The following is a 12495-nucleotide window of genomic DNA, read 5'->3' as shown; positions in this document are numbered from 1 at the left end:
ACTTTAATTTCAAGTACGTAAATTTTTATAAAATTTTTAATGGCTAATACTTATGTTATATGCGCTTATATTATGAAATGTTAAAATACTTGTATAATAAATTAAAGGCACATAACTGTGCCTTTAGTAAAATTTTATATCTACTATTTTCCCCAAAGCTATTAGCTCTTTTTTAAGTTCATTCATAAGATATAGCTTTATACTTAGCTCATTTGGAAAATCAGGATTTTGGTGTGCTGGATTTATTGCCCTTCCAACTATTAAAGTTATATGTGTACAATCCTCATAAAGCATTCTAGCTAATTTTGATGCACCATCTTCTTTATATAAAAAGTTTAAATTAGTTTCATATTTTATTCTTTTAAGCTTTTTTAGTGTTTCCTTAATAGTTAATACACCTTCTGTTACCAAGTCAATCCCCTTTATATAACCTATAGGTGGTATATTTTTATCAAAAATATCAAAACTAGTTTTTAGTTCTACACCTAGTTCTCTTGCTACTATATTTGCAGTAGTACCACCACATACTATCTTTTTGCCATGAGTCTTCATTATAGTATCTACTATTTTACTATCTATAGCATTATCTATTGGAGGACCTGAAAATAATACTGCATTTTTACGCCTTATGGCCTTTATAGTAGCTACCGTTGTGTCATCCCCTGGCTTTTGCATATATAGTTGATCGCAAGCGCCTAATAATAAATCAGTTACTTGTTTAGCCGACATAGATTTATTTATATTTTTCTTTAAGTATTCATCTACATTTTCCCACTGCCACCCTAAATTTAGGATAGTTCCAACTCCAGCATGTATGACTCCATCGCTGACAAATACTAAAGTATCTTTTTCATGAACTTTAAACTGACTTTCTTTTACCTTGCGTCCACCTATATCAATAGTACTCCATTCTATTTTTTTGATTTCTCTATCACTTAAAAAAAATATACTAGGATTGTCAAACTCTGCAATATAGGCAATATTATCTTTTGCTATTTTAACTATTGTAAAAGTTGAATATGCCAAATTACGCTCTGAGCATACTGGTAAGGTTTTTACTATTGTATCTACAACCTCTTCTATTTTAACTCCTTCTTTTAGCATAGTTATAGCTATTTTAGATGTTAAAGTTGCTAATATATTTGCTTTAACTCCACTTCCAAGTCCATCTGATAGCACTGCGATAAACATCTCTTCATCATTATAAAACTCAACTTTATCGCCACATAATTCTTCACCATATTTATTTAAGCTACTACTAGCAAAATCTATAAAAAAATCCATTATAAATTCTCCTCTTCTTTTATAAGCTGTTTAAGATTTGTTAGTGTAACCTTAGTTTGAGCCGTTGTTTCTCCAAGAAGACTTGCTATTTCTTGTGCTACTATCATTTGTTTGTCTATAACATCTTGAGCCATATTAACAGCATCTATTTTCATACTTTTTATTTTATTTTTTAGTTTTTCATCCTCTGTTATATCGTCTCCTATCCAAAGCAATACCTGATTTTTATCTAACCATATTATACTTTGAATTATAGTTGAGTTACTTTCTTTTAGTATTATCCTTTCTTTGTATATATTTTTCTTACTTGTTTTTACATTTTTAAATTTTTCTTCTTCTAGAAACATTCCTATAGGAATATTCTTAGCTTTATTGCTAGACATATTAAAAAAATGTTCTGCCGCTGGATTTAATCTAGCTATTTCTAATTCTTTATTTACTACGGCTATCATATTTGGTGTCATCTCAAATATAGTACTAGTTAGATTTTCTGCTTTTTCCCTCATAAATGGTAAACACATATTTATTTCAGCCATATTATTATATACTGCTATTGCTTTTTCCCTACAAGAATGATATCCACATCCACCGCAGTTTAGCTCATCACTTTTATCGTATTTTCCCATATCTTTTAATATTTCCTTAAGTTCATTTTCACTTGGTTGTTTTAATTTATAATCTTTTGCTGGGAATTCTTTATAAATTGATATATTTATGTTTTTATTTTTTGAAGTGTCATTTTCAATTATTAAGCTCTTATTTTCATCTAAGTATTTTGAAAATTCTTTTATATTTTCTTTTTTTTCATAAACACTATTATTGTCCTCAGGCATACCAGATCCACCAATACAACCATGTCTACAAGCAGTCATTTCAAATAAAGTATTTTTAAATTTTCCTTTTTTTATTTCATCTAAAACCTCTATACACTCTCTAACTCCATCCACTTGTATTATAGTTCTTTTTGGTTTCTGACTTTTTATTTTATCTGTTATGCTTCCTATTATAGGCAACATTCTTTTTTCTTCTTCTATATATTTAAATTCTCCATCCTCTAGACTTTCTAAATCTATATTCTCCTCTTTAAACCACTTATCTAATTCTTCAAAAGTTATAACAGAATTTATAGATTTTTCATCGTGTGCGTCAGTTTTTTTAGATAAGCATGGACCTATAAAAACCACTTTAGAATCTGGATATTTTTCTTTTAGTATTCTTCCATGTAGTATTGACGGTGATGTTACAGGTATTATATTTTTAGTTAGTTCAGGATAGTGTTTTTGGATTAGATTATTTATAGATGGGCAAAAGCTTGTTATATACACATCATCATTTTCTTTATTTGCATATTTTATGTATTCATCTAATACTAAATCAGTAACCTCTACAGCTTCTTTTACATAATTAAATCCTAACTTTTTTAGTGCTGTTGGAATTTTTAAGCTATTTTTGCCATATATTGCGCTAAAGCTTGGTGCAAGTGATGCAACTACAGTTTTCCCCATTTTATTGTAGTGCTTTATCATAGATACTTCTGATTTTATAAGCTTGGCATTTTGTGGACAAGCTTTAAAACATTTACCACATATTATACATCTCTCCTTTATAATATGTGCTTGTTCTTCTTTTACTTTTATAGCATGTACAAAGCAAGTTCTTATACATGCATAGCAATTTTTACAATTTGCTTTGGAAAAGCTCATAAACCACATAGTCTATTCCCCCTGATAGTTAATTTTATATCTTAAACTCACGCTCAAATATATCTTTTGCATTTTCTTTATCAACAGAAAATACTACTCCGTCCCATCTCATAACTGATACTGCTTCTTTACAATTTCCTATACAAAAAGATGCGCATAATTCTATCTCTTGTTCTAAGTTATTTTCCTTTATTAGTTTTTTAAATGCCTCTATAACTTCATATGATCCTTTTAAGTGGCAAGCACTTCCTATACATATTTTTATGGATTTCATATTATCTTCCCCTTAAGCTTTCTTTATAAGATAATTTTAGTTAACTATGTAGCTTATTTCTATAATATTTTTTAAATTTTATATAATTTATTTTTAGTTTTATTTATATATCATAAATATATAATCTTAAATTTTGTAGTTTATCCCTAACTAAATAAGCAAGTTGATTTTCATTATTTATACTTATAGAACCTATCCTTGTTATTCCACTTATATTTCCTACCTTACTTAATTTAGTATTTTCACTTCTATTTTTAACATCATATATTCCTATTTCCATCTCATAATTGTTATTTGTAGTTATTATCACAAGTTTACTTCTATTGTTATTTAAATAAATTGATTCTACATTTTTTATATCTAGTTCTTCAGATTTATTTTTAGTATTTATATATATTCTATTTATTCCATCTCTATGTTCTAAAGTTAATATACTTCCATTATTGAATACTTCCATATCTATAATATTATTGCTATTTATTTTAATAGTTGACTTATTCATTTTTAAATCATATTCTAGCAAAATACTTTTTGTATGATTATTTTTCAATAGCTTTTCCATAAACATATATAACTTTGTTCCATCACTAGAAAATTCGACTTTATGTATAAACTCATCATCTTTAAATTTATATATCTCTCTTTTAGTTCCATTGATTATATCATAATAAATTAAGCTATTATCTATAGTATATATAAATCCACTACTATCTAAAACCCAGCTTAATATTGTAATAGGCCTACTTTCTAATATCTTAGAACTATTTTCTTTTAAGTTTAATATACTAGTTACTGGTTTATTTTTATAATCTTGTATGCATAGAAGTACTTCTCCATTTGGAGATATACTTCTATAACCATAGTACATAACTTTTCCAGCACTACTGCTATTTATTAATTTTTTTTCTTTGCTTTTAATATCTATAGATACTATATCAGTTTTGCCCTTTTCTGATTCAAATAGTAATATATTATTATCTAAAATCTTCATGGATAATACATTTCTACTTAAAGATATTACTGAGTTAAGCTTTATAGGTTCATCCTTTTTTTTTAATTTATTCTCATTATATATATATTTACTAGAACTTAAATTTACATTTTTAGTGTATTCCTTATCTTTATTTATACCAAAGTATATTATCATAGAAAGTATACCTACAATACAAAACAAAACTATTAAATTACTTTTCTCTTTTTTAAAGATATTAAAATTTTTCATGTCTCCTCCTTAACTTATTGTAGGCAATTTAACTAAAACCATGGTTCCTTTGTTTACTTCGCTTTGTATTTCAATAATGCCGTTATAACTTTCAACTATAGATTTTACAATAGCAAGACCTAAACCTGTACTACCAATCTCTCTAGTATCACTTTTAGATACTCTATAAAATGGTGATAATATATTTTCTAGTTCACTCTCACAAATTCCTTCACCACTATCAACTACTTTTATATTTATATATCCATCATTAACCTCTGCTTTTACATATATGGTTGTATTTATTTTTCCATATTTAATAGCATTATCTAATAGATTTATTAATATTTCCTTTATCTTATCTTCATTTCCAATTATTTTTAAATTTTCCTTAACATCTACATCTATTTTCATATTATATTTTTGAGACTTGTGTATCATGTCCTCACAAATACTTATTATGATTTTTGATACATTTATTTTTTTAAGTTCATAGTCAAAATCTTTTTTAGAATTTCTAGATATTTCTATTAATTGAACTATCATTCTATTTAACCTATTAGCCTCTGATATAATTCTATCTATACCTTTATTAAAAAATTTTTCATCTGTAAACTGATTATCCTTTAAAACTTCACTATATCCTATTATAGTGGTCATTGGTGTTTTAAGTTCATGGGTTACATTATCAAAAAATCTCTTTTGTTTTTTTGATAATTCAATTAAATCATCTCTATCTTTTTCTATTATCTTAATTTGATGTTTTATTTTTTTTGCCATGGTTTCAAAATCTAAGCTTAAACGACCTAGTTCATCATCTGAATTAATATCTATATCTATATCAAAATTACCACTTGCTATCTCTTTAGTTTTATTAGCTAAAGTTATTATAGGCTTAGTTATCTTTTTAGATATAATGTATGCTATTAGTATACTTATAAAAAATACGCCTATAGAAAAATAAGCTATCTTTTCTATAAAAGATTTACTTTGATTATATAAATATGTGTAATCACTTTTATACCTTATAATTCCTATTAACTTATCATCATGTAGTATTGGATATGATGAATATACATTGGTTTTAGAATTACTATGCTTTATAGTGTAAGATACCTTTTGATCTATAGCCTCATCTAAATCTTGCGTTTTCTCTAACTTTTGAGAATTTTTGGTTCTTGGATATACTAGCTTACCTTCACTATCATATATATATACCATACTTTCTAGTCTGTAGCTTAAATCCTTTGATATGTTACTAGAAGCCGCTCTAAAAGATATATTATTAAGGTTTAGTCTATTAAATTCAAAATACTCTTTTAGGTATAAGTCAATGCTTTTAGATTTTTCTTTTATCTCTTTATCAATTATAAATTCATTGTTATTTTTGAGTACTGAATTGCTATATGTTACTATGGAATATATTACAAAAAATATTATTCCTAAGAAAAATAGCATTATTTTATTAGTTATAGATTTTTTCATATTTACCTACTCTTATCATTTAGTTTGTATCCTGTTCCTATTACAGTTTCAATACAGTTATATTCTTTTAATTTTTTTCTAAGCCTTTGAACATGAGTATCTACTGTTCTTGTTTCACATTCAAAGTTTATCCCCCATATATTTTCTAAGAGCTGATTTCTCGTCAATACTTTATTTTTATTATTTATAAAATAAAGTAGTAACTCATATTCTTTACTAGTTAAATGAATTGCTTCATCTTTATCATTTTTTACTCTCATCTCACTTTTATTTATTTCTAATCCATTTTGTAGCTTTATTTTATCTTCTTCGCTTTTAATAGATTTTGATAGCAAATCTATTCTCCTAAATATAGACTTTACTCTTGCTATAACCTCTCTTACATTGAAGGGCTTTGTTATATAATCATCAGCACCTAATTCTATCCCTAGTATTTTATCTATTGTATCTGATTTTGCCGTCAACATTATAATAGGCGTTGAATATGTAGTTGTAACTTTTTTACATATATCTAATCCACTTATATCTGGAAGCATTAAATCTAGCATTATTAAATCTGGATTAAAACTTTCTATAAGCTCAAAAGCCTTTTTCCCATTTTCTGCTACTTCTGTTTTGTATCCTTCTTTTCCCAAAGAATATGCCAGTAAATCTGATATATTTTCTTCATCTTCAACTATTAGTATTTTTTCCATAGATACTTCACTTCTTTCTTTTAAATAATTCTACCTACCTATTATATATTTAACTATAAACTATTTATATATTATGTATGTTACATGAATGAAACAATTTTGTAACATGAATAGGATTTATGGTTATATTTTTTGTATATATATATCTTACTATATTTTAACAACTTATTTTTACCTTAAATGATAAATTTTGACACAAAACTGACACATCATTGACACACCATTGCTATATAAGTTTTGTAAAATTTATATATGTTAAAAAGATATAAAAAATTAGTTTAATATAGATAATAATTAGAGGTGTAAGGTTTATGTGCGGATTTGTAGGATTTATTGATAAAAATTCAGATAAAGAAAATATATTAAATAATATGCTAGAAGCTATTGTTCACAGGGGTCCTGATGAAATGGGAACTTTTATTAACGAAGATATAGCCCTTGGATTTAGAAGACTTAGTATAATCGGAGTTGATAATGGGTTACAACCTTTATATAATGAAGATAATAGTTTAGTATTAGTATTTAATGGTGAAATTTATAATTATAAAGAATTACGTGATGAACTAATTGAAAAAGGTCATATATTTAAAACTCAAACGGATAGTGAAGTTTTAATACATGCATATGAAGAGTTCGGAAAATTTATGGTAAAAAAACTAAGAGGTATGTTTGCTTTTTCTATATGGGATAAAAAAGCTAAAACCCTTTTTGCTGCAAGGGACCCTTTTGGTATAAAACCTTTTTACTACTCTAGAATCGATAATGATAAATTATTATTTGGTTCAGAGATTAAAAGTTTTTTAGCTTATAAGGATTTCAAAAAAGAAGTCAATAAAGAGGCTCTAAAACCTTATTTAACTTTTCAATACTCAGTACTTGATGAAACTTTCTTTAAAGGAGTTTATAAATTAAAGCCAGGACATTATATGATTTATAAAAATGGTGAATTGAAAATAAGAGAGTACTTTGATGTAGAATTTAAAAATGAAGAAATTTCACTTGATGAAAGTATTAAAAGAATAGAAAATGTTGTAGCTGAATCTGTTGATATTCATAAAAACAGTGAAGTACCTGTTGGTAGTTTTTTATCTGGTGGTGTTGATTCTAGTTATATAACTGCATCTTTAATGCCTGCTAAAACTTTCTCTGTTGGTTTTGAAGAAGACAATTTTAATGAGTCTGGACTAGCTAAAGATCTATCTGACATGTTAGAAATTAAAAATATACAAAAGCTACTAACTTCAGAAGAATGTTTTGAAAACTTATCAACTATTTTGTATCATATGGATGAACCTCAATCAAATCCATCATGCATACCACTATACTTCTTATCAAAACTTGCTAGAGAACATGTTACTGTTGTATTATCTGGCGAAGGTGCTGATGAAATTTTTGGAGGATATGAATGGTATGATGATGATGATAGATTAAAAAAATATAAAAAACTTCCTTCTTTCATAAGAAAACCATTAGCAATGACTGCAAAAAAACTACCTTATTTTAAAGGTAGAACAACAATAATTAGAGGTGGTTCTAAAGTTGAAGATTACTTTATAGGACAAGCTTTTATATTTGAAGAAAAAGAGGCTAATTCTATATTAAAGCCAAACTATAAAAATGCTCCTTCTATAAAAGATATAACTAAACCTATATATGATAAAGTTTCACATATGGATGACTTAACTAAAAAACAATATCTTGACTTAAAATTATGGTTAGCAGGAGATATATTACTTAAAGCTGATAAAATGAGTATGGCTCATTCTCTAGAACTAAGAGTTCCATTTTTAGATGTTGAAGTTATGAAAGTAGGAGAAACTATCCCTCCAAAATATAGAGTTAATAATGGTACTACAAAACTTGCTTTAAGAGAAGCTGCTAAAAATAAGCTTCCTGATGCTTGGGCTAAAAGAGAGAAAAAAGGATTCCCTGTACCTATAAGACATTGGTTTAAAGAGGAAAGATATTATAATACAATAAAGGAAAGTTTTACAAGTGATTATGCTAATGAATTTTTTGATACTAATGAAATAGTGAAACTTTTAGATGACCACTTTAATGGCAAAACTAATAATGCTCGTAAAATATATACTATATATACTTTCTTAGTTTGGTATAAAAGATTTTTTATAGACCAAATATAAGAAATTGAAAATATAAAAATATTAAAAGAAGTGAATTATTATAATAGTTCACTTCTTTTAATATTTTAATTACAATACAGTTTTTCTTATTATATAAATTGAATATATTTTTACTTTATATGAAATTAAGTTTATTAAAATAATCAATACTTAACCTTATTAATCCAAATTATTTTTTATTTGAAAGATATAACTTCACTACTTTTTTCTATTACTTTCCAACCATCTTTTACTTTCTCTAATTGGAGTTTAGAATGAGCTATTGCCTCTGAATGTTTTCCACCTTGAGTTACTATTACTTCTTTACCATCTTTGTTAGTGTATTTATTTTCATCTATTGTCTTATGAGTATGCCCTGCAAATATAACATCTATATCACTAGTTTCTCTTGCTAATTCTTTTATTTTATTTCCTGGATTTTTGGGCTTTTTAGGTTCTTCCCCACTATGAACCACACTTATTATTATATCAGCCCCATCTTTTTTCATTTTAGGTACCCATTTTTTAGCATCTTCTACTAAATCATTCATATATAATTTACCCTCATATCCATCTTGATCTTTTAATTCTCTTGATTTAGTAGGAACCAATTTTTCTCCATCCCATTCTTTTGATTCTCCTACTTCTTTTATGGTTAGTCCTAATATTCCTATTTTTAAGTCTCCATATTTTGTATTAATATTTTTTATTATGTATGGCTTTGTATAGTTTTCATTATTACTTTTATATGTGTTTGCAGATAATATTTCCATATTATTATCTTTAAAATCATTTATTAATGTATCTAAACGACTTTTATTATTGGATACAAACTCATGATTTCCAAGAATCACAGCATCATATTTTAATTTTCCCATATTAGTTACTATTGGAGCAACTCCTTCTATTTCACCATCTTTAAATCGTAGAATAGGAAACCCATTTTCTTCAACTATTACACTATTTTTTTTAAACCATGAGTTCATTTCTGGAGTTTGCATATCAAAAAAATCTCCACTATCTACTAATATCAAATTTTCATCCTTTTTTCTTTGTTCATTTACATATTTTTCTAAATCCTTACTTACTATCCCATGTAAATCTGTTGTTCCAAGTACATTTACCTCAATATTTTCCTTTTTCCCAAATCCTATGCTAGTTAGTGCTAATACTCCTGCTACTACTCCTAATATAACCCTTTTTTTCATAACATCCCCCTCATTATGCTTTCTAATTATAGTATATCATAGATATTTATATGTTTACTATGCTTGTGTTAATAGTATAAATTTCTTAATAATTTTGTAATAATTAATACATTGGTTTATAAATTCTTAATAAATCTATAATTTATTGTTAAAATATGTTTTTTAGTTGTATGATATAATTGTTTTAAGGGAGTGATAAAATGAATGAAAATATATTAATAGTTGATGATGATAAAGAAATAGTTGATGCGATAGAATTTTATTTAAAACCTGAGGGTTTTAATGTATTAAAAGCTTATGATGGAATTGATGCTATTGAAACTTTAATAGATAATAATGTAGATTTAGTTATTATGGATGTGATGATGCCAAATCTTGATGGTCTTAAAGCGACTTTAAAAATAAGAGAAAATAATAATATTCCTATAATACTTTTATCTGCTAAAAATCAAGATATTGATAAAATTTTAGGTCTCAATATAGGGGCTGATGATTATGTTACAAAGCCATTTAATCCACTAGAACTCATTGCTCGTATTAAATCTCAATTAAGAAGATTTATTAACTTAAATAATAACTCTAGTAATAAGAATATTAACGATTCTAACGTATTGAAAAGTGGTGGTCTTAGTTTAAATAAAGATACTAAGGTAGTTAGCTTAGATGGAGAAGTTATTAAAGTAACTCCTATTGAGTACAGGATACTTGAATTTTTACTTTTAAATAAGGGAATCGTATTTTCATCTACAGAAATATATGAAAATGCTTGGGATGATATAGCTTATAACTGTGAAAAAACCGTTGCTGTTCATGTTAGAAGGATAAGAGAAAAAATAGAGATAAATCCTAAAGAACCAAAATATTTAAAGGTGGTGTGGGGAATTGGATATAAAATTGAAGACATTAAATAAATCTATTAATATAGAAGACTCAAAATTAAAGGTAGCTTCTTTACTAATTTTATTTTTATCTATGTCTATATGTTTTGAATCACTATTTAATTTAGCATTTAGCTTTCATAACATATATGAATATTCTCCAATAGCAAGATATATATTCTTTGGAAATGTAATACATTTAGATAATCGGAGTATTTTAAGTATTGAAGTGATAGTTACTATAGTTTCTTTAGCTATATCTATAGGTTGTATTGTAGTTTATAACATAACTAAAAAATCTAATATAAAAATATTTGACTCTTTTATAAATCTAACTTCAAATGTTTCTATTGAAGTATTTTTATTTATAATAGGTTTTATATTCTTTATAAGATTTCATACTTGGTCATCTGCACCAGATTTTTTTGATAATTCACTTATAGTATGTGATTTTTTAATCCTTACAACTACTTATATAGCTTATAAAAGTTTTAAATTATCATCTAATAATTTATTATCTAGATTAATAGTACTTTCTATGATTAAGGATTTTTTAGATAAACAAAATAAAAAAACGATAAACAATAAAATAGCTAGTATATTAGTAATATCTATAATAATACAGTTTATAATTATGTTTATATTTTTATCAGTTATAAGCTATTTTTCTATTTTTGCAATGATTTATGCTATGCTATTTTCTCTATTTAGTATTATACCTTACTCTTATATATACAAATTATTAACTAAAAAAACAAAATATATTGAATATATATCTAAAAATATAAAAACTATAGAAAATGGTGACTTAAGCCATAAATTAAAGGTAATTGGTAATGATGAAATATCATCTATTGCAAGCAGTATAAATAATATAAGCTTAGGACTTGAAAAGTCTCTTAATGAGCAACTAAAAAGTGAAAAAATGAAAACAGAGCTTATAACTAATGTAAGTCATGACTTAAAAACACCACTTACTTCTATAGTTAGCTATATAGATATACTTAAAAATAACGAATTAGATTCTAAAACTACTAAAGATTATATAAATATCCTAGATAAAAAAGCTACTAGACTTAAAGATTTAGTTGAGGACATATTTGAAGCATCTAAAATAAGTAGTGGTGATATAGAAATTAATCTAAAAAAAACTGATATAAAGGAACTTCTAATTCAAAGTATCGTTGAACTAGAAGATAAAATAGAGTCTTCTAAGCTAGATTTTATAATAGATACGCCTGATTATCCTGTATTTACCAATATAGATGGTAAAAGAATGTTTAGGGTTTTTGAAAATCTTATAACTAATATTACTAAATATTCTTTAGCTAATACTCGTGTATATATAGATATTAATGTTAAAGATGACTATATATTTATTACTATGAAAAATATATCTAATCATAGATTAAATATTTCTTCCGATGAACTATTAGAGCGATTTGTCCGTGGTGATGTTTCTAGAAATACTTCTGGAAGTGGATTAGGATTATCTATTTGTAGCAATTTAGTGGATCTTCAAGGTGGTAGTCTTAAGCTTGATATAGATGGAGATTTATTTAAAGTTATATTAAAATTTAAGGTTTACTAAATATATTAATAAAATTATAAAGGACTATATTTTTAATATAGTCCTTTATAATT

At 25.7% G+C, this 12495-nt stretch carries 10 protein-coding genes; 3 read left to right on the top strand and 7 right to left on the bottom strand.

All coding sequences use genetic code 11. The annotated features are described in order from the left end of the window. Window positions 1-123: 123 nt before the first annotated feature. From FRIFI_RS05645 to FRIFI_RS05620, 6 genes are all read right to left on the bottom strand, one after another. Complete coding sequence (locus tag FRIFI_RS05645) at window positions 124-1284, bottom strand: SpoIIE family protein phosphatase (RefSeq protein ID WP_092926234.1); 1161 nt, start codon at window positions 1282-1284, stop codon at window positions 124-126. Further along, window positions 1284-2996 (bottom strand): [Fe-Fe] hydrogenase large subunit C-terminal domain-containing protein, encoded by a 1713-nt coding sequence (locus FRIFI_RS05640; RefSeq protein ID WP_166505266.1) that lies wholly within the window; start codon window positions 2994-2996, stop codon window positions 1284-1286. The genes FRIFI_RS05645 and FRIFI_RS05640 overlap by 1 nt, the downstream gene beginning before the upstream one ends. A gap of 25 nt (window positions 2997-3021) precedes the next feature. Then, window positions 3022-3261, bottom strand: a complete 240-nt coding sequence (locus tag FRIFI_RS05635) for a (2Fe-2S) ferredoxin domain-containing protein (protein WP_166505265.1) — start codon at window positions 3259-3261, stop codon at window positions 3022-3024. A gap of 103 nt (window positions 3262-3364) precedes the next feature. Then, on the bottom strand, window positions 3365-4483 hold the full coding sequence (locus FRIFI_RS05630) for a hypothetical protein (RefSeq protein WP_092926240.1): 1119 nt from the start codon (window positions 4481-4483) through the stop codon (window positions 3365-3367). Between the two features lie 9 nt (window positions 4484-4492). After that, a complete protein-coding gene (locus FRIFI_RS05625; RefSeq protein ID WP_166505264.1) occupies window positions 4493-5947 on the bottom strand; it encodes a HAMP domain-containing sensor histidine kinase in 1455 nt (484 codons plus the stop codon). 2 nt (window positions 5948-5949) lie between these two features. Next, the gene (locus tag FRIFI_RS05620; RefSeq protein ID WP_092926244.1) at window positions 5950-6642 is read right to left on the bottom strand and encodes a response regulator transcription factor; all 693 of its coding nucleotides are present in this window, start codon (window positions 6640-6642) and stop codon (window positions 5950-5952) included. Window positions 6643-6953: 311 nt separating this feature from the next. On the opposite strand from FRIFI_RS05620, the gene asnB reads away from it, so the two are divergent. Then, window positions 6954-8786 (top strand): asparagine synthase (glutamine-hydrolyzing), encoded by a 1833-nt coding sequence (gene asnB / locus FRIFI_RS05615; RefSeq protein ID WP_166505263.1) that lies wholly within the window; start codon window positions 6954-6956, stop codon window positions 8784-8786. Window positions 8787-8962: 176 nt separating this feature from the next. On the opposite strand, the gene FRIFI_RS05610 is transcribed toward asnB, so the two are convergent. Then, on the bottom strand, window positions 8963-9973 hold the full coding sequence (locus FRIFI_RS05610) for a metallophosphoesterase (protein ID WP_166505262.1): 1011 nt from the start codon (window positions 9971-9973) through the stop codon (window positions 8963-8965). 200 nt (window positions 9974-10173) lie between these two features. Here FRIFI_RS05610 and FRIFI_RS05605 point away from each other — a divergent pair, with 200 nt between their 5' ends. Both FRIFI_RS05605 and FRIFI_RS05600 read left to right on the top strand, forming a co-directional pair. Further along, the gene (locus FRIFI_RS05605; protein ID WP_092926250.1) at window positions 10174-10884 is read left to right on the top strand and encodes a response regulator transcription factor; all 711 of its coding nucleotides are present in this window, start codon (window positions 10174-10176) and stop codon (window positions 10882-10884) included. Beyond that, the gene (locus tag FRIFI_RS05600; protein ID WP_242977283.1) at window positions 10856-12442 is read left to right on the top strand and encodes a HAMP domain-containing sensor histidine kinase; all 1587 of its coding nucleotides are present in this window, start codon (window positions 10856-10858) and stop codon (window positions 12440-12442) included. Before FRIFI_RS05605 ends, FRIFI_RS05600 begins: the two co-directional genes overlap by 29 nt. The last annotated feature ends 53 nt before the right edge of the window (window positions 12443-12495 follow it).

The organism is Romboutsia hominis, from assembly GCF_900002575.1.
In the GTDB taxonomy this organism is placed as follows: Bacteria; Bacillota; Clostridia; order Peptostreptococcales; family Peptostreptococcaceae; genus Romboutsia_C; species Romboutsia_C hominis.
The sequence above is the reverse complement of the archived record's forward strand: the minus strand, read 5'-3'. Positions and strand labels throughout refer to the sequence as shown.

Bases quoted from the DNA above. Each gene is read 5' to 3' on its own strand.
- FRIFI_RS05645 (WP_092926234.1), bottom strand. From the start codon at position 1,284: ATGGATTTTTTTATAGATTTTGCTAGTAGTAGCTTAAATAAATATGGT.
- FRIFI_RS05640 (WP_166505266.1), bottom strand. From the start codon at position 2,996: ATGTGGTTTATGAGCTTTTCCAAAGCAAATTGTAAAAATTGCTATGCA.
- FRIFI_RS05635 (WP_166505265.1), bottom strand. From the start codon at position 3,261: ATGAAATCCATAAAAATATGTATAGGAAGTGCTTGCCACTTAAAAGGA.
- FRIFI_RS05630 (WP_092926240.1), bottom strand. From the start codon at position 4,483: ATGAAAAATTTTAATATCTTTAAAAAAGAGAAAAGTAATTTAATAGTT.
- FRIFI_RS05625 (WP_166505264.1), bottom strand. From the start codon at position 5,947: ATGAAAAAATCTATAACTAATAAAATAATGCTATTTTTCTTAGGAATA.
- FRIFI_RS05620 (WP_092926244.1), bottom strand. From the start codon at position 6,642: ATGGAAAAAATACTAATAGTTGAAGATGAAGAAAATATATCAGATTTA.
- asnB (WP_166505263.1), top strand. From the start codon at position 6,954: ATGTGCGGATTTGTAGGATTTATTGATAAAAATTCAGATAAAGAAAAT.
- FRIFI_RS05610 (WP_166505262.1), bottom strand. From the start codon at position 9,973: ATGAAAAAAAGGGTTATATTAGGAGTAGTAGCAGGAGTATTAGCACTA.
- FRIFI_RS05605 (WP_092926250.1), top strand. From the start codon at position 10,174: ATGAATGAAAATATATTAATAGTTGATGATGATAAAGAAATAGTTGAT.